Origin of the sequence: Qipengyuania algicida, from assembly GCF_009828025.1 — a bacterium.
Lineage (GTDB): Bacteria > Pseudomonadota > Alphaproteobacteria > Sphingomonadales > Sphingomonadaceae > Qipengyuania > Qipengyuania algicida.
This window is the reverse complement of record NZ_WTYA01000008.1, coordinates 181,064-199,368: the sequence shown is the minus strand read 5'-3', so window position 1 is coordinate 199,368 and position 18,305 is coordinate 181,064. Positions and strand designations below refer to the sequence as shown.

At 57.0% G+C, this 18,305-nt stretch carries 15 protein-coding genes; 8 read left to right on the top strand and 7 right to left on the bottom strand.

Going from position 1 to position 18,305, the window contains the following annotated elements:
• On the bottom strand, window positions 1-232 hold a 232-nt coding region (locus GRI58_RS15685), incomplete at its 3' end, for a hypothetical protein (RefSeq protein ID WP_237452267.1).
• A gap of 109 nt (window positions 233-341) precedes the next feature.
• Between GRI58_RS15685 and GRI58_RS11605 the strand changes: the two genes are divergently transcribed.
• Window positions 342-1,337: a heavy metal-binding domain-containing protein gene (locus GRI58_RS11605; RefSeq protein ID WP_160753757.1), complete on the top strand. Its 996-nt coding sequence runs from the start codon at window positions 342-344 to the stop codon at window positions 1,335-1,337.
• On the top strand, window positions 1,337-2,158 hold the full coding sequence (locus GRI58_RS11600; protein WP_160753756.1) for a heavy metal-binding domain-containing protein: 822 nt from the start codon (window positions 1,337-1,339) through the stop codon (window positions 2,156-2,158). The genes GRI58_RS11605 and GRI58_RS11600 overlap by 1 nt, the downstream gene beginning before the upstream one ends.
• Window positions 2,159-2,174: 16 nt before the next feature.
• On the opposite strand, the gene GRI58_RS11595 is transcribed toward GRI58_RS11600, so the two are convergent.
• Window positions 2,175-2,891 (bottom strand): hypothetical protein, encoded by a 717-nt coding sequence (locus GRI58_RS11595; RefSeq protein ID WP_160753755.1) that lies wholly within the window; start codon window positions 2,889-2,891, stop codon window positions 2,175-2,177.
• Window positions 2,892-3,068: 177 nt separating this feature from the next.
• Between GRI58_RS11595 and GRI58_RS11590 the strand changes: the two genes are divergently transcribed.
• A complete protein-coding gene (locus GRI58_RS11590) occupies window positions 3,069-3,788 on the top strand; it encodes a hypothetical protein (protein ID WP_160753754.1) in 720 nt (239 codons plus the stop codon).
• A gap of 342 nt (window positions 3,789-4,130) precedes the next feature.
• On the opposite strand, the gene GRI58_RS11585 is transcribed toward GRI58_RS11590, so the two are convergent.
• Window positions 4,131-5,306 (bottom strand): alpha-hydroxy-acid oxidizing protein, encoded by a 1,176-nt coding sequence (locus GRI58_RS11585; RefSeq protein WP_160753753.1) that lies wholly within the window; start codon window positions 5,304-5,306, stop codon window positions 4,131-4,133.
• A 201-nt stretch (window positions 5,307-5,507) separates the two neighbouring features.
• On the opposite strand from GRI58_RS11585, the gene GRI58_RS11580 reads away from it, so the two are divergent.
• The 4 genes from GRI58_RS11580 to GRI58_RS11565 all read left to right on the top strand — a co-directional run bounded on the left by GRI58_RS11580 (window position 5,508) and on the right by GRI58_RS11565 (window position 10,734).
• Window positions 5,508-6,149, top strand: a complete 642-nt coding sequence (locus GRI58_RS11580; RefSeq protein ID WP_337190966.1) for a TetR/AcrR family transcriptional regulator — start codon at window positions 5,508-5,510, stop codon at window positions 6,147-6,149.
• 104 nt (window positions 6,150-6,253) lie between these two features.
• On the top strand, window positions 6,254-8,584 hold the full coding sequence (locus GRI58_RS11575) for a TonB-dependent receptor (protein WP_160753752.1): 2,331 nt from the start codon (window positions 6,254-6,256) through the stop codon (window positions 8,582-8,584).
• Window positions 8,585-8,602: 18 nt separating this feature from the next.
• Entirely contained in the window at window positions 8,603-9,508 is a 906-nt protein-coding gene (locus tag GRI58_RS11570; RefSeq protein WP_160753751.1) for an MBL fold metallo-hydrolase, read from the top strand.
• Window positions 9,505-10,734, top strand: a complete 1,230-nt coding sequence (locus GRI58_RS11565) for a cytochrome P450 (protein ID WP_337190965.1) — start codon at window positions 9,505-9,507, stop codon at window positions 10,732-10,734. The genes GRI58_RS11570 and GRI58_RS11565 overlap by 4 nt, the downstream gene beginning before the upstream one ends.
• Before the next feature lie 9 nt (window positions 10,735-10,743).
• On the opposite strand, the gene GRI58_RS11560 is transcribed toward GRI58_RS11565, so the two are convergent.
• From GRI58_RS11560 to GRI58_RS11545, 4 genes are all read right to left on the bottom strand, one after another.
• Window positions 10,744-11,718 carry an NADPH:quinone oxidoreductase family protein gene (locus GRI58_RS11560; RefSeq protein ID WP_160753750.1) on the bottom strand — a complete coding sequence of 325 codons (975 nt, stop codon included), beginning with the start codon at window positions 11,716-11,718 and terminating at the stop codon, window positions 10,744-10,746.
• Between the two features lie 9 nt (window positions 11,719-11,727).
• Window positions 11,728-13,689, bottom strand: coding sequence for a flavin-containing monooxygenase (locus tag GRI58_RS11555; RefSeq protein ID WP_160753749.1), 1,962 nt, complete (start codon window positions 13,687-13,689; stop codon window positions 11,728-11,730).
• 64 nt (window positions 13,690-13,753) lie between these two features.
• Window positions 13,754-15,424: an AMP-binding protein gene (locus tag GRI58_RS11550; protein WP_237452266.1), complete on the bottom strand. Its 1,671-nt coding sequence runs from the start codon at window positions 15,422-15,424 to the stop codon at window positions 13,754-13,756.
• On the bottom strand, window positions 15,393-16,571 hold the full coding sequence (locus GRI58_RS11545; RefSeq protein WP_337190964.1) for an iron-containing alcohol dehydrogenase: 1,179 nt from the start codon (window positions 16,569-16,571) through the stop codon (window positions 15,393-15,395). Before GRI58_RS11545 ends, GRI58_RS11550 begins: the two co-directional genes overlap by 32 nt.
• 140 nt (window positions 16,572-16,711) lie before the next feature.
• Here GRI58_RS11545 and GRI58_RS11540 point away from each other — a divergent pair, with 140 nt between their 5' ends.
• Complete coding sequence (locus tag GRI58_RS11540) at window positions 16,712-17,839, top strand: CaiB/BaiF CoA transferase family protein (RefSeq protein ID WP_160753748.1); 1,128 nt, start codon at window positions 16,712-16,714, stop codon at window positions 17,837-17,839.
• Window positions 17,840-18,305: the final 466 nt, after the last annotated feature.

Below are 18,305 nucleotides of genomic sequence, written 5' to 3'. Positions count from 1 at the left end.
ACCAAACGCACTGACGGTGCAATTGAGCGTTGTTCTCTTGGGGTTGCGCTGTTTGTGCCATTGACTGGACAGAATGCAGCACCGTTCGCAAGAGCTGGGCTAATCGATCGATCAATACCGATGTGTTATGGCGGGCCCATCGTATCGATATTTTGAACTTGCTGAACGACGTCCGCTTCCCCCGACATTTCAGCCATTCGGCCTCTGTGCTGAGTTTTCTGAGAGCGGTCAATCATTCAGATCGGAATTTGCCTAAGCAGTCTGGCGATGCGTATCTTCGGCCTCGCACTTGACGGTCTAGGTGGAACATTACCGGTTTGTCATTTGACCAGCATCGCTAAATGACCTTCATTTCCAGTGCATTGTCATATGGGGTCAAACTGAACACGATGACTGCAGAGTCGTTCGGACATGACCGTGAAGCTCGCAATGCAGCTTGGGAAGCTGCACTTGAGCAAGGCGTCTTGCCAGAGTTTGTTCACGATCGGCTCGAGAATGCTGCGTCGGGACAAGGCGCATGGGTCGCTACGATGACTCCAGCAGAATTGCTGTTGGCTCGCAGTCACGGCATTCGGCCTTTGGCGACGGTCTCTGGCACATGCTGGTTCCACTATGGCTGGAGCTGGACCCAAGGGCATGCACAAGGTTGGCATGAAGCACTTGAGCGGTTGCAGCGTGAGGCGATTGCGGTCGGAGCGAATGCCGTCGTCGATGTAAGGATGCGCACACTCAGGCACCGGCTGGCTAACAGTATGGACTACACTCTTATCGGGACTGCAGTTCGGATTGATCGCCTTACTCCCGGCACGGACCCGGTCGTGGCGACCGTTCCAGCACTCGAGTTCGTACGTCTACTCGAAGCGGACATTGTGCCGGTCGGGGTCGCTGTTGGTGCCAGTTATGACTGGCTCAATCGCGTGGGCTATGGGGGGTATGGCGTCGGAGCTTCGTTTAACAATACCAGTTGGCAAACCAACTGGAAGATGCAGTCCTGGTCCAATCAGCCCCTTACAGAACTAACTGATTTCTGGGAGCGCATCCGCCGCGATGCGCATGCTGATCTACGCGAGGCAGCTGGTCGCCAGGGAAACGGCGTCTTGGCACACACTCAATTCGGACAATTGCTTCGGCGCGAACAGGATAAGCAGCCACCAGCCTATCTTGGACGTCATATCGTCATTGGAACCGTGGTTGACACTCATCATGCGGCCGCAATTCCACACGAGATCGAAACAGTAATCGACATGCGCGACGACATCTCGCCACTCAACCAACCGGGCCGCCCGCGCCATTCGGGCTATGAGGCCGAAATTCAGGATCAAGAGGGAGGAATTTAGTGGCCGAAGAACAGTCCATTCCCGAACATGCTCTTTCGCGCCTTGCGGGTTTACGTCGCGAAGGTCATCCCGATGGCATCTTCACCTCTGATTTTTCAGTCAATGAGTTCCTTCTCGTGCGCAAGTCAGGCTTTGAGCCGATTGGTTTGTGCGTTGGAAGCTGCATATACCATGTCGGCTTTCAGTTCGCAGGGTGGAGCTCTTCACAGGAACTCGATGTTCTCTCGACCGCAATGTACGAGGCGCGCGCCCTGGCAATGGAGCGCATGCGCGAGGAAGCCAAGCAAATGGGTGCCGACGGGATCGTTGGGGTCCGCCTCACAGTCAAGCGCATGGAATGGGACTCGAAAGTACTGGAATTCGTCGCCATCGGCACTGGAATCGCCCATGCGAAAGGACATACCGGATTCAAGGGGCCGAACGGCGATCCCTTCACTTCCGATTTGTCGGGTCAGGATTTCTGGACATTGCTTCAGGCGGGTTACCGCCCGCTTGAAATGGTGATGGGAAGTTGTGTGTACCACGTGGCCAGGCGCGGCGCCTTCGCTTCGATGGGGAGTGTCGGTCGTAACATGGAGCTGACCAATTTCTCGATCGCTCTTTATGAGGCGCGTGAACTTGCGATGGAGCGCATGCAGCTAGAGGCGACCCAGGCAGGCGCAGAGGGCGTGGTTGGTGCAAATCTTCACGAAGGCAGCCACGGTTGGTCTACCCATGTGATCGAATTTTTCGCGATCGGCACTGCCGTTGTGCCCATCCAGGGCGGTTCGCATGCAGAGGCGATACCCGACCCCAAGCTCGTCCTGTCGGTCAATAGCTAACGAACAGGCGTACCCGCTAGCAGTTGGAGATCGCGTCGCTTTGATATTTGAGTTCGAGAAAGCGGTCCTGGGTAGCAAGTGAGTCGAAATCACCGAGTGCAAGCTGCTCGGCCATCCGGCTGACCTCCGCGCGTACAATCTCCAGCCCGTTTTGCAGATGATCGTTGGCACTTTGCCCTCCCGATTGAGGCAAATGACGGAGCTGTTCGGGAATCTGGGCGTGCCTATCAAGTAACGCAGGCAGTTCGACAGCCAGCAGCCGCTGTACCGACTGGGCTGCGGGTTTGCCCGGGTTGAGATGTGTCACCTGAGGCTCCATGGCTTCGATTTGCTTCGCAATGTCCAGCGCGAGTGTCTCGCATGGTTGGGGAAGCGATACGCTGCGAGCCTCCAGCCAGGCGCCGGCAGCTCGTGGAAGTTGCGGCAAAGCAATTTTCTGCCGAGATGGCGATTGCAAAACTCGTTCGCGCGAAGTCCACACTGACCAAAAGATCGCGGCGACAAGAGCGAGGGCTGCAATAGATATGGCAGTCGGAAACAATCCGCCGAATACGGTTTCATAGGCAAACAGCGCGCCGGCGATCAACAAGAGAGCGAGGGCAAGCTTGCCAAGCAAAATGGCCCGTCTTTTCTGCAAACGCTTGTGTTCTCGAAGAGCGCGAGCGCGTCCTTCGGGCGACACGCGTCGAAGCATGGCTTGGGCCTGACTGGAGCCTACAAGCGGGTCTGCCATCTATCATTCTCCACTAAACTTGGTTGAGTTCAGACTGAACGCTGTGCACCGGCAAGTTATCATGAGGATTTAGTCCCGACACTTGTCTTGGGTCAGCGTCAAGACGCTGTTTTGTTTGCCCCACCCGTCCTCCAAGTTAAAGCAACCAGAAAAATAATTCCTGCGGAAAGAGTGCGAATGAGTTCGAGGCAAATTTTTGGCGGGATTGCGACGTTGATTGGCGGCCTCGCTCTGGCACTACTCATCATGGTGGCGATCGCCGGAGAGCAAGTCAGTGATCCGATTCTTCTATTGATCACCGCTACGGTTTGCATCGGCGCGTTGATCTGGGGAGCAACTGGAGCATGGCAGCCACCAAAACTGATGAAAGCAGGCCTGCTGGTGCCAGGAATGATGCTTGGAATTTCTGCTCTGATGGAAGCATCGGATCGCTATCCGCCACTGTGGCCCTATTCAATTGGCGTGATGTCATCGTTGATTTTCGGCATATTAATGCTCGCCGTATCGTGGCGAAACATTCGTTCAGCTAGAAACGTGATAGCGGAAAATCCGAACCAACTTTCCCGAGGCGATATCTATTCCGTTTTGTCCGTTGGTGTGCTGGTCGGCGCCATGTTCTTTCAACCGATGTTGCTTCTGGCCAACGGTCAAAACGATGCTCGTGAACCACTCTCGATAAAGGCTCACGTAACGAGCGCATATAAAACAAAAGGAAGTCACTCCAAGGACTACGTTGATCTTTCAGGCCCAGCGAGAAAATTCAGTTCAACAATGACTTCAGGCGAATTTGAGGTTTCGCCTTGGAATTTTCACGATTTTCACGCGGGCGAGAGGGCCTGTCTGATGATACACTCAGGAGTCTTGCGTTTCGACTGGTGGTCCCTCAAGCCTCGCTAAGCTGCAAGCATGCGCGAGAATAAGGCTTGAGACCTCCCACCTAAGCGAATTGAAGGCTCCAGCTGGAACCGAGCGGCGTTACCGTGCCTTGCAAATCGATTGTCTTATCGCTGTCTCAATCAATGAATTGCATTCGGACGGGCGCGATCATTTCGTATTCGTCACGCAAGCGATAATGCGAAGGTTTTCGAGGTTAATTTGCAACCTCTGGACCGGTAGAGAATGGGCACAAAGTCGGCTTATTGACCCCGTTGAATAGAAATTTCCCAATGATTTGAGCGCCCATCACTTTCATGCCGGGTGCGCCATTTTCAGCGATTTACGCGCAGTTTCACCTCGGCGTCACTGCCGAATGCTACATCGTAAGTCTTTAAGACCAGCTTTTCTCACAGAAGCTAGGTCCGGATAACCATTCACAGCCAATAGCAAGTCAGCTTCTGCCAATATGGATCTAAGGACATGAGCTGCACCTTCTGCTCCACCCAGCGCCAGTCCATAGGAATATGGTCGGCCGATGCCGATCGCCGCTGCGCCTGCGGCGATGGCCTTGATGACATCGCTGCCAGAGCGAATGCCGCTGTCGAATAGAACAGGAGTATCTCCGGCAGCTTCCACGACCGCTGGCAACATGTCGATCGCTGCGATCCCACCGTTGGCTTGCCGTCCTCCATGATTGGAACAATAGATTGCATCGATGCCATGATCGACACAGCGCCGGGCATCTTCGGGATGGCAAATGCCCTTCAGGACAATCGGCATCTGCGTTGCCTCGCGGAACCAAGCGATATCGTCCCACGTCAGCACCTTGCCGAAAATCGCGCGCCACTGGCGGACCGCGCCGGCCAGATCATCTTCCGGTGGACGATCCAAACGGGACCGAAAGACCGGATCGCTGAAATAGTTTTCAAGCACCTTCCCGCGAAGTTGCGGGAAATTGGCGCTGTTGAGATCACGTGGGCGCCACCCTGTCAGCCAGGTGTCGAGAGTTATGACCAGCGCTTTGCTACCCGATTTCTCCGCGCGAGAAATAAGGCTTCGCGCCAACTCCTCGTCCTTTGGCGTGTAGAGTTGGAAAAACAGCGGAGTTTGCCCGCTTGCCTGCGATACATCCTCTATCGGTGTATTGGACAAGGTCGAAGCGCAAAACGGGACGCCGGTTGACGCGGATGCCTTGGCCGCGGCGATGTCTCCCTTCCGATCCTGCGTCATTTCTCCGTTCAAACCTATCGGCGCCATGAAAATCGGCGACGGCAAGTCGAGCCCGAACAGGCGAATGGACAAATCCCGAACGGTGCAGTCGACGAGCATTCGAGGCACCATCCCCCAATGATGGAATGCTTCGACGTTCGATCGTTGCGTGTGCTCATCCCCGCAGCCGCCCTGGACGTAATTGAGCAAGTCAGGAGCGATGGCCTGTTGTGCGCGAGCCTCAAGCGTTGCGAAATCGACCGGGTATTTGGGGAGAGTACCGCTTAAGCCGCCAAGATAAATTTCATTCTGGAAATCGCCGTAGTGCATCTCGTCTCATCCCTGCTTATGTAGCTATCTCTTCGATTTCGCAGGCCCATTTGCAAAGCCGAACAGGCTGCAGTCAGTACAATTTACCTAGTGGACTAAAAAACTACTGGGAAGTAGATCAATTTTGACGCATAGTGCTTCGCTAACGATAAGGCGGGAGGCTGGATTGGCAAATGGGCGATGCAAGATGGTGGCGCGAACGTGAAATCTGCGCTTGCCACAAATGATGCGGCGGACATGGGCGATGGAGCTTCGCTCAAGTCGGAGTTCGTTGCATTCAAGACCAATCGCATTGTCGAAGCTGCCAGTCGGCTATTTTACGAACGCGGTTATAGCAGTTGCACGCTCGACCATGTCGCTGCCGAACTTGGGGTGACCAAGCCGTTCCTCTATTCCTATTTCAAGAACAAAGAATCGATCCTGGCGGCGATCTGTGAATTAGGTATCCGCGAGGCGCTGACCGCACTCGAACAGGTCATGGCCGCCGACCATGCGTCGCACCGGGACCTGCTCGCTCAGGTCGTGGCAAAAGTTGGTCGCATCGTGATCCATCGTCAGGAATATGTGGTCGTCTATCAGCGCGAGATGAAGCATCTCAGCAGTGCAGACAGTGACCGCATCTTGCGGATGCGCGCATCGTTCGATCATCAGATTGGGAACCTCATTCGCGACGGCGTGAATGCGGGGGAGTTCGAAGCGGATGTCGATCCCTTCGTGTCGGTGTGGATCGGCGGCCTGATTAGCTGGATTCCCACCTGGTACAGCCGGAAAGGCCAACGCTCGGCCGAGGAAGTTATCGAGCACCTCGTGCAGGCATCACTGCGGCTGGCGGGCGCCAACTAAGACTTACTTTTGATTTCAAGAAGGCAAAAATGGTAAATTCATAACTGAATATACTCACCGGTAGAAAATTATAGAACCGGTAAAATGAGAGGGAGAGAACTGAAATGGCATTCACTGTCAAAACGGCGCTGCTGTGCGCCACCGCGGTTGCCGGACTGCAATTTTCCCAGCCGTTGGCAGCGCAAGAACAAACAGACAAATCCACTGAGTCATCAGTAAAACCGGCGAAGCCGGCCATGGAGTTCGGTGACACTGCAGCCACCCCGAACAATGAAATCATAGTCACCGCAACAAAATCGGGTCAGTCGCTTGAAAATACGGCGGCTGCAATTTCGGTTCTTGGCTCCGATGCGATCGGCCCGGGTGGCATTGAGAATGCCCAGGACCTGTCGACGGAAGTACCAAACGTTTCTGTCGGCGATCAATTTGGAGTCAACCGCACCTTCATTCGGGGTATCGGGCTAACCAGCATCGACCTCGGTGCCGATGGCGCGGTAGCCTTCCTGCAAAACGGCGCAATAATCAGCCGACCCGCAGCCCAACTCAGCGGGTTCTACGACATCCAGCAGATCGAAGTGCTGCGCGGACCGCAGGGAACGACTTACGGGCGCGGGGCTACTGGCGGTGTCATCAACATCGTGACCAAGCGCCCCACGTCCTATTACACTGGCTATGGCAGGGCGACGTACGGAAACTATAATGCCGTAACCCTGGAAGGTGGCCTTGGCGGTCCGATCGCGGGCGACAAGCTTTCATTCCGGGTGGCGGGCAAATACGAAAACCACGATGGTTACGGAACCAATCTGTTCACCGGTAATCCGGTGGACAATAGAAACGCGTGGGCAATCCGCGGATCGCTTCTGGCGAAGGTGACACCTGATCTTGAAGTGCTGGTCGTGGCAGATCACTTCGAGGAGGACGATTACAATTATGCCTTCCACTATTTCGGCCCGACGGTTGTACCAGAGTCGATGCTCGCTTCGACCCTGCTCGGGGGGAAGACGATTTTCGACTATTATGCTGCGCGCGGGGAGAAGCCCAATTTGCGCAATATCTATTCGGATGAAGATGCCATCAACAATCGCAATGGCACTAGCGTCCAGGGCATCATTACACTCGACAAGGGCGATTTCACGCTAGTTTCAACCACGGCCTATCGTAAGTTCAAACGCTTCAACCGCGATGACCTCGATGTCAGCGACATCAACGCCTTCGGTCAGAACAATTACATCGAAGACAGCGATTCCTTCAGTCAGGAAGTAACGTTCACGTACGACAAGGGGCCGATTTCATTGCTCGGCGGGGCGATGTATTTCCAGGAGACGTTGTTCGGTGAAGTGCGCGTCCCGACCGTCAACCTCGCCAAATACTTCAACATCGTTCTTGGAACGAACCTTCCGGGCGACTTGTTCGACAGCGGCAATTACCTCCAGCGCGGTACGGTGAAGACCAACGCTGTGGGCGCTTATCTGGAGGCAAGCTATGAACTGGCCCCCAGACTCAAAGTGACGGCAGGCGCGCGTTACAATTGGGAAAAGCGCGACGGCACAGGACGCTTTACGTTCGAAGCTCAGGGGCTCGACATCCCAACCGACAAGGCCGCCAGCTGGAATGCGATCACGCCAAAATTCCAGATCGAATACCGCACGCCAGGAGGCACCTTGTTCTATGGCAAGGTGACGCGTGGCTTCAAATCGGGCGTGATCAACATCGGCAGTGTCAACGATGTGATCGATCCCGAATTCATCTGGAGTTATGAAGCGGGTATTCGTGGCGAAACGGCGGACCGCACCTTCGGATTCAGTGCCGCAGCATTCTATTACGATTACACCAATCTTCAGGTCGGTTTCGTAAACGCCAACAGCATCGTGGAAACGATCAACGCTGCATCGGCGCGGAACTACGGGATTGAACTGGAGACCACTATTCGCCCGGCTCCGAACACGACCTTCCGGATTTACGGGACGTATCTCAACACGAAATATCTCGATTTCTGCAACGGCTATTATGCCAAGGGTGATTTGACGCGCCGACAGTTCCCGGACTGCCCAACCGATCCGGCCTTGTCGAACCTCGCGGGCAACCATCTCTCAAACGCGCCAACGTTCACGGTGGCGGCTTTTGCGGATCATATTGTCGAGTTGGGCAAGGCGGGGACACTTAAATTATCTGGCGATATTAATTTCCAGGACGAAGTGTTCTTCACAGAGTTCAATAACAGGGATGCACGCCAGCCCGCATTTGCGCTGATCAATGCCAGCATCACCTATCGGACAGCCGACGACCATTGGTCGCTATCGCTGTGGGGCAAAAATCTCACGGACAAGTACGCGCTGGCAAACACTATCATTTCCGCGCCGCTTTACAGCTACGTATCGGTCGGTTCTTTGCGACCGCCGCGTACCTATGGCCTTACCCTTGGATATGACTTCTAGGGCCGGGAGGGCAGTGGCATGGCCGAAGCGTTCCGGATCGGTAAGCACAAGGTTTTCCGAATAGAGGAATGGCAGGGCGGGTTCAGCCCGCCCGAAGCCCTTTTCGCTGAATTCGATGCCGATATCTTTGCCGAAGAGGCGGCGTCCTTCGAACCTGATTTCATGCGCAATGGGTTGATCTACGGATATCTCCAGAGCTGGCTGATCGACACCGGCAGCGAACGCATCCTTGTCGATACCGGGGCGGGAAATGCCAAAGACCGTCCCGGCATTCCGATCTTCGGGAATCTGGACAGCGACTTCCTGAATCGGCTCGCGCAGGCCGGTTTCAGCCCCGGGGACATCGACAAGGTTTACTGTACCCACCTGCATATCGACCATGTCGGGTGGAACACCCAACTGGTCGAGGGGGGCTGGCAACCGACCTTTCCCAATGCGACCTATTACCTGCCGCAAATCGATGAGCTGGCATGGAATCCAGCCAAGGACCAATACGCCTCCATGGCGGGCGCCGGGGTTAATGCCAACGTCTTCGAAGACAGCGTGGCGCCGATCATCGATGCCGGGATGGCAGTCCTGATCGAGGATGGATATCAGATCGCACCAGGTATGACCGCATGGCTTGCACCGGGGCACACACCGGGTCAAATGGTCCTGGAGGTAGAGAATGGCGGCGAAGTCGCGCTCTTCACCGGTGATGTGTTGCATCATCCGATGCAGGTCATACGGCCCGATTGGAACAGCGTCTATTGCGAGGATCGCGAGCTGGCTGCCAAATCCCGCCGCAAGGTCCTCGAACGAGCGGCAGACGCCCGCGCCCGCATCGTCCCGGCGCATTTCGGTGCTCCTCATTCGACCTTCGTCGAACGAACTGCCGAAGGCGGCTTCCGGCCTCGCTACGACGCGATGGGAGATCCGGCGTGACATCCGACACAATTGCACCATTCGCACCCGACGCGCCTGAATTGCACCGCGATCCCTACCCCGTTTTCGCCGATATACGTGAAAGAGACCCACTGCACCGCGCGGAATTCGGCTATTGGGTGGTCAGCCGCCACGAGGATGTTCGCGGTGTGCTGATGAATCGCGAGGATTTCGGGCAGGGCGATTTCACTGAAAATGTAAGATTGTTCTACGGGCCAGAGTTCGATGTGATGGGGCAACCCGCCTACAAGTGGCTGTCGGAAGTCTTCCTGATGCAAGACCCCCCGCATCATACTAGGGTTCGTGGGCTGGTTACCGGCGCGCTGACTGCGCGGCTGGTCCGGGCTATGGAACCACGAATTCGTGAGATTGCAGACGGTCTGATCGATAAGATGATCGCGCAAGGCTCTGCCGATCTGATAACGGACTTTGCCTACCAACTCCCGGTCCGCGTGATGTGCGACATGCTGGGGATCGATCCAGACGATAGCCGCCTTCCCGCCGTGATTGCGGCAATAGCGCAAAGCTTCATCGTGTTCGAAGCGCGCGCGCTCACCCCGGATGAGCTTACCACTGCGAACCAAGAGATTGGTGTCTTGCAGGATTTCTTCGAGTGGCTGTTTGCCGACCGGATGACATCGCCGCGCAATGATCTGGCCACGGCACTGGTCCAGTCGGGCGGGAAGGAAGACTCGCTATCCCATGACGAACTGGTCACGGTCGCCATCGGGCTTTTCGGTGCGGGCTTCGAAACGACGGCTCACATGATCGGCAACGGGGTATTGTCACTCAGCCGCGTCCCTGATCAGTGGCGGTCGCTTGTCAGCGATCCGCAACGACTTGCACCGGGCACCGTCGATGAAACACTGCGTTACGAAAGCTCGCTGATCGCCACATACCGGACTGCGCTGCGGGACACGCAATTGCGCGGCGAACCCATCGTTGCCGGAGAGAAAGTTCTCACCCTGATCGGAGCGGCCAACCGCGATCCGCGTGTTTTCGACAATCCCGACCGCTTTGACATTCAGCGCGATTCCAAAAAGCACATGAGTTTCGGCGGCGGCATCCACTTTTGCGCCGGTGCCGAGCTGGCTCGGCTCGAAGGGCGGATCGCGTTCGAGCAACTCGCGCGGCGCCTCGCGGGGCTTCAAGCCGAAACGGACAATCCGAAGTGGCGCGAAGGCTTCCTGTTCCGAGGCCTGTCTGCACTGCCCGTTAGGTGGTGAGCGTTCTGCCTAAGGTACGACGACGATCTTGCCGATCCGTTCGGGATCTTCGAGCAATGCAAAGGCGTTCGCGACGTCATCCAGTTTGATCACCTGGGCAATAGGTGGATCGATCTTGCCTCGCGCAGCGAGGTTCAGGAGGATGCCTAGAATAGCTCGAACACGGGTCGGATCGCTTTCCCAGAGATATCGCGCATCTACGCCGACGAGTGCGCCCGATTTGAGCAATGGCAGGTTTGCCGGAAGGGTTGGTATGCCGTCACCCGAAGCAAATCCGACCACGAGGTGCTGGCCGTGCTTGGCCAGCGAACGGAAGCATTGCTGAAACATTGAGCCACCGACGGGATCGAAGACTCGGTCGACGCCTTGCGGAAACGTGCGCTTGAGCTGGTCGCGCCAGTCGCCGTCGCGATAATCGATCGCCATCTCCGCGCCCAGTCTCCTGACCAAAGCTTGCTTTTCGGGTGTCGATGCGAGGCCAATCACGCGCGCGGATGCCGCCGACGCGATGGCCACGGCTGCGGACCCCACGCCCCCGGAAGCGCCTGTGACAAGTACGGTCTGTCCCGGTGCAAGAGAGCCTCGATCGAAGAGCCCGTAGTAGGCGGTGAGGTAATCCAGCAGGACGGCCGCAGCCTTTGGCGAGGGCAAATCCTCCGGCACAGGTACGGCATGGATCGCCTTCACCGAGGCTTGATCTGCAAGCCCTCCGCCGAACTGCCAGGCCGCAATACGCTGTCCAGGTGTGAAATCGGCCACTCCCTCCCCCACGGCTTCCACGATGCCGACGATTTCACCACCCGGCACAAACGGCAAGGGAGGCTTCTGCTGGTACAGGCTGCGCATCACGAGCTGGTCGACGAACCCGAGGGCCGTTGCCTCGATGCGGACACGCAGCGCTTCGGGGCCAGGTTGTGGCTCCGATACTTGCGCCAATGCGAAATTGGCGACGTGACCCAGCTCCTGACCGCAGAATGCGCGCAATCGCCGTTCCTACCCTGCCTCGACCTTGTTTTCGTCCGCTGACGCCGGTTCATAGCCAAATGCCAGCTCGGCCTCGTTCGGGCTGCGGGTCATGCGCCAGAATGCATCGTTGCGCCACGGCGTGATGGCAACGACGCGGCCGTTCGAATTGCGATACCAGTTCTCGGTACCTGGATGGGTCCACACCAGCTTTTCATGAGCTTCGTCTATCTTGCGGCGATATTTTTCATAGACATCGCTGCGAACTTCGACCGACATCGCCCCCTCCTTGCGCGCTGCAAGCACGACCTGCCCCGCATAATGCATCTGGTTTTCGATATTGCGGATCATGCTGCCGCCGTGGCCGGATCCGACATTTGGCCCGAGCAGGATGAAGAAATTAGGGAAACCCGGGACCAGCGTGCCAAGATAGGCGGCCGCATCGTCCTGTCCCCATTTGTCATGCAGCAACTGTCCGTCGCGCCCGATGATGTCATACGATCCCAGCACATTGGTGGTCTGGAACCCGGTCGCGAGGATGATCACGTCCACCTCGACAGACTCACCACTCGACGAGATCAGGCGCGATCCTTCGACCTTCGCCAGATGTTCGGGGATCAGGCGCACATGCGGTTTCTTGATCGTCCGATACCACCCATTGTCGAGCAGCATCCGCTTGGCGAAGGGTGGGTAGTCGGGCAGGACATGCTCGATCAGGTCGGGTCGGTCCTCCAGTTCCTGCATGACGTAACGCGTGAACGCTCGCCGATGCCCATCGTTGATCTCATTCACTGCCCTATCGGGATGCGCCCAGTCGGGATCGCGGAACAAGGTCCCATGCACACGATCGTTGAAAGTCCATGACAGGCGCTGCTCCAGCCAGGCGCGGTACAGCGGCATGACCTGCATGAGGTAGCGAACGCCCTCCGGAATATCCTTGTGGAACTGCGGGAATGGCGCGGCCCACTGCTTCGACCGGGCGAAGATCGTCATTTCGGCAACTTCATCGGCAATCGCCGGGGCGACCTGCATTCCCGAAGCGCCATTGCCAATCACGGCAACGCGCTTGCCGGCGACCTGTGCGTCCTTGGGCCAACGACTGGTATGGTAGACCTGTCCTGTGAACCCATCGAGACCTTCGATCTTGGGGTACTGGGGAATATTCAGGATTCCCACGGCGCTGAACAAATAGTCGGCGCTATGCTTTTCCCGCTTACCATCGGGTTTTGTGATCGTGACGTCCCAGCGCCCCGTTCCTTCGTTCCAGCGCGCTTCCTCGACCTTGGTGTTGAACTGCGCGTTGTCGTAAAGGCCGAAACTGTGAGCGGTGTCGATCAGATAGCCTTCGATCTCGTCGCGCAGAGGGAAATATTTCGACCAGTCGTTCGGACGGCAGGAGAACGTATAGGTGAGAGAGGGCGTGTCGACGCCGCAACCGGGATAGCGATTTTCGAACCAGGTGCCGCCGAAATCCTCGTTCTTTTCGAACAACGTATAGGCGATCCCCAACCGGTCGAGCTCGATTCCCGCGCAGATGCCTGACACGCCGCCACCGATAACGATCGCGGTTTTGTTGCTCTCCCCATCGCTCGCCGCGCGCGCTATCGCTTCATACTCCATGCCCGCGGCGATGATGTCGCCATATTCCTGCGGGACGTGTTCGGTCATTGCGACGCTCAACATTTCGGCGAGCCTCGCGTTGTCGGGCCGTGGCACCTTAAGCTTGTTACCCCTGACCCAATCGGCGATCGCCGATTTTGCGGCGGTACGTATCTCCTGCTGGATCGGCTCGGGCAATTGCCCGCTGTCATTGTCGTCAAGACCAGGTGAACGCTTGGGCGCATAGGGTTCGTTCAGCCAGCGCTCGTCTCCGCTCACCTGATAGAGAATCATCAGCAAGGCCGGGATATTGGCCTTGCTGATGCCCGCGTTGAGCAACGTCCAATCGACATCTTCGGGAGCCACCGGGCGGTGGATAAAGGGATGGGTCATTGCGATCGTATTCCTGGATGACGAAGTCGGACCCATCGGTCCGCTGGATTGAATTGGGGTGGGATCACGCGCTGAAACTTTCGCGTCGGACACGTATCCCGGCTGCTTCCCGGTCCCAGGTGTCTTGCGTGATCCCCTCGCTGCGCAGTTCGGCCTTCATCACCTTCGCCGAAGGCGTCTTGGGCAGCTCGTCGAGGATGCGGACATAACGCGGCACCATGAAATAGGGCATCGTCTCGATGAGGAATTCAGCCAGTTCGACGCAATCGATCTGCGTTCCAGGAACAGGCGCGACGATCACCATCACCTCGTCTTCCGAAAATTCGCTCGGCACCGCAATCGCGGCTGCTTCGCGGACGCAAGGGTGGCGGCAGACGTCTGCTTCCACCTCGAAGGAGGAGATGTTTTCACCGCGTCGGCGGATGGCGTCCTTGACCCGGTCGACGAAATAGAAATAGCCATCACCGTCGCGCCGGAACGCATCGCCCGTATGAAACCATCCGTTGCGCCACGCTTTGGCGGTCGCTTCCGGGTTGGCGTTATAGCCGCTGTTCATCGCCCAGGGTCGATCGGTTCGCACCAGCATTTCGCCGATTTCGCCCGTTGGAACTTCGCAATCATTGGCGTCGACCAACCGTACTTCGACACCGTCGCGAACCGTCCCGCAGGTCCCGATCTTCGTCGGATTGGCTTCGGAAACAATCGGAGAGGAAATCTCCGTCATGTTGAAAATCGTGTAGATGTCGACGCCGAACCGCTCGGTAAATGCAGGTGCGTCGCCCGTCAACGGAACCATGAAAGCCTTCTTGACCGTATGGTCGCGATCATTTGGCCCCGGCGGCGCCTTCAGCAGGAAAGTGGCCATCACTCCCAGCAGGAAAACCATCGTCGATTGGGTGGCCTTGGCGACTTTCCAGAATTCGGCGGTGGAGAAGTTGTCGATCATCGCCACAGAAGCGCCGCGAGCAAGCATCACGAAGGGTGGCCCCATACCGCCGATATGGAAGATCGGCGCCACACACATGTACCGATCGTCTTCGCCCACCATGGGCCAGGACTCCGGCCCCGCGTTGGAGAACATGTGCAAGTAGGACGAAAGAACCCCTTTCGAAGGGCCAGTCGTGCCCGAGGTGTAGATAATCGACTGGATGTCCCACGGGTCGATGGGGCGTTCGAGTTCGATCTCTTCGTCCGGGTCGCCGACAAGGTCGTCGAAGCGGTTTACCTCTAGCGGTGGCGCGACAACCTCGAGGTTGGTTGTCACAACAAGACGTTCGAGACCGGCGAGTTCTATTTCATTCAGGCGAGATATCAGGTCGGGGTGAACCAGCAGGAACCGGGCACCCGAATTGGCGATAACATGGGCGAGAAGACCACCGCGATAGGCGGTGTTGAATGGCACGAACACCGCACCGATGTAATTGATCGCGTAGAAGGCGATGAGCGCGTCGGGGCCGTTGGGCAGCCACACGGCGACGTGCTCTCCCTGCCGAACGCCAAGTTCCTTCAGTCCAGCGGCTTTGGCGCGGACCTTTTCACGCATTTTGGCAAAAGACCATTCCTCGCCATCTGCGAAAACGACGTGCGTCTTGTCGGGGCGTTCATGCGCCCACCGATCGAGCAGATAACGCAGCACGCATTCGTCCCTGTTCGGAATGCGTGGATCGCTGAAGTCGCGCGGGCGAGTTTGGCCAATCATCGGTTCAGGCCGCCAATCGAAGGATTTCCATGACATCGTCGGCGGTCTTCACAGGGCGTGGGTTCGTGCGCCCCCAGATGTCGAGCAAGGTGTATTCGGCGACCTGCTGGAAACGACTTTCATCGACACCCACCTCGCCGAGCGTCCGTGGCATACCAAGCCCGCGAATGAAGTGGTCGAGCGCGTCGCCTGCGGTAGCGTGGTCACCACCAAGCACGGCCGCAATCCGGCCCTGCCGGCTGTCATCGTATTCGGCATTCCATTGCAGCACATATGGCGCCATCACACATGAACAATAGCCATGCGGTACATCACAGGTTCCACCAAGGATATGGCCGATGGCATGGCTCGCCCCCATGGGAACGCCGCCGATAATGCTGATCATAGATTGCCATGCACCGATCTGGCACTTGAGGCGGCCACCCAAATCGTTTGGATCGGCTTTGACGCGCGGCAACCCTTCAACCAGCAGCTTCAGCGCGCTTTCTGCAAGCCCGTCCGCAAAATCGTTCGACTTGTCCGACGATAGTGTTTCGACTGCGTGGTCCACCGAACGCACCCCCGTTGAGAGCCACAACCATTCGGGCGTATGCACTGTGATGGCTGGATCGAGTATGACCATCACCGGGGCCATATTGCGATGCTCGTAACCCTGCTTGTGCTGGGTTGCTTCGTCGGTCGAACCGGATAGCGCGTTGAACTCGCCGCCCGATAGCGTCGTCGGCACGCAGATAACCGGGATATCGGGACCCACCTTTACCGGATTGATGACTTCGCCCTCCTCGGTCACATAGGTGCGCAGAGGCTCGAAATCCTCGATTCGACGCACATCGTGCTTGATCAACAGGCTGACGATCTTGGCGGCATCGGTCGCGGATCCGCCGCCGATCGACACGATCAGATCCGCACCTGCATCCCGAGCAGCATCGGTCGCTTTGAGGACGTCCGTTCGCGGAGCGTGCGGTGCAATCCCACTGAAAGTACCTGCATGGCGACTGCCCAGAGTATGTTCGACTTTCGAAATCTCATCGGTCTTCTCGCGCAGAGTGGTCGATACGATCAGGAAAACCTTGCTGCAGCCCATTGCCGATGCCTGATCCAGCAGTGCGTCGGCTACGGGAACGCCCATGGTTACGCGCTCGGTCCGAGTAAAGCGCAGTTCGCTGGGTGTGAATGGGGTCACTTTGCAGTCTCCTCTCAAGATCGGCCGCTTTGTGCAGCTCCTTTTGGGATAGTGACAGGCAATCCACTTACTGGCTAGTATATTTTTCAACTTGCTGGAATATGGACAGCTCAAAACAATGAATTCGAAGGGGTTGGGCGATGGATGCAGGCACAAAATCGCAGGGGACGCCTCTGGCTGGCGTCAAGATTTTGGAGTTCTCGGGACTCGGGCCGACGCCGTTCGGCACCATGTTGTTATGTGACCTCGGTGCCGAAGCCATACGAATCGAGCGCGCTGGCGCTTCCAACCCTCTTGGAGGCGATGCTAGGTTCGATTTTCTCTATCGTGGTCGCCCGGCGATCCATTTAGACCTCAAGTCTGAAAAGGATCGCGACGTGGCACGCGCGCTTGCCCAACAAGCCGATGTCCTGATCGAGGGATTTCGGCCTGGAACGATGGAGCGGCTGGGCCTCGGCCCCGATGACCTGACGACATCGAATGAAGGCCTGATCTATGCTCGTATGAGCGGGTGGGGACAGGACGGGCCATTGCGCGACATGGCAGGGCACGACATCAATTATCTCGCCCAATGCGGCGCCCTGTATCCAGTCGGCCCGATGGATGGGCCGCCGACACCCCCGATCAATCTCGTCGGCAATTTCGGTGGCGGCGGAACGTTTCTGGCGATCGGTGTCCTTGCGGCAATGGCTGAGCGTACACGGTCGGGAAAGGGACAGGTTCTCGACGTTGCCATGAGCGACGGCATAATCGTCCTCCTGACGCAATTGATGGGCTGGAAGCAAATGGGCCAGTGGCGCGATGGTCGCGGTGGAAACCTGCTGGATGGTAGCGCCTATTTTTACCGCTGCTACGAAACTTCAGATGGGCGCCATCTCGCGGTTGGCGCACTGGAAAAGCCTTTCCACGACGCATTCATAGAAGGCCTTGGGCTCCAGCCCGCCGACTTTTCCGATCATTTAAATCCCGCCAATTGGCCAGAACGCGGCGAGCGCATTCATGCAATTATCGCGGAAAAGTCGCTGGAAGAATGGTGCGGCTTGTTTGCCGGACGCGATGCTTGCGTGACCCCGGTACTAAGCGTCGAAGAAGCCGCAGAAAGTGAACTCAATCGCGAGCGTGGAATGTTCGTAAGGTCGAAGCGTTCCTATCAATCGACGCCTGCACCGCGTTTTAGCCGGTCATCAGTTCGGGAGCCTCACCAAACTGTCGAGACTGATCGGGCGCTGAGCTCACTTTCGTCCTGGAATCTTGATGGTATCTTCTGAGCCTGATTGTTTGAGGCAGAGTCGAGACCTCAGGCCAATTCAATTAAACGATCGACATTTCCAAGTCCCGTGGATCATGAGAGCCACATGAGTACATATCAGTAAGCCCGTCTCGTCGAAGAACGGATGCCGGCGGTTCCGGATACGGCACAAATCCGTCGAACTTCCCGGTCACTGAGGCAGAACTGAAAATCCGATCTATTTAGCTGACGCACTCACTTCAACGCAAACTGAAGGGTTGCACTCAAGCTTCTGGCTAATCGTCGCCTCAATTCGAATCAACTTCGCCAAAGGGGTGCCCTCTTGGTGGGCAAGAACCATAAGGGGTTGCGGAGAAACAGTGTTAGCCAAGGTATCTAGAAGAATTCTAAACTGAGCTTCCGTGACTACCTTACCGTTCCATACCAGGTCTCGATCTCGAACTAGAACCAAATTGCTAACCTGGGGCGCGCTCCCCGCAAGAGAA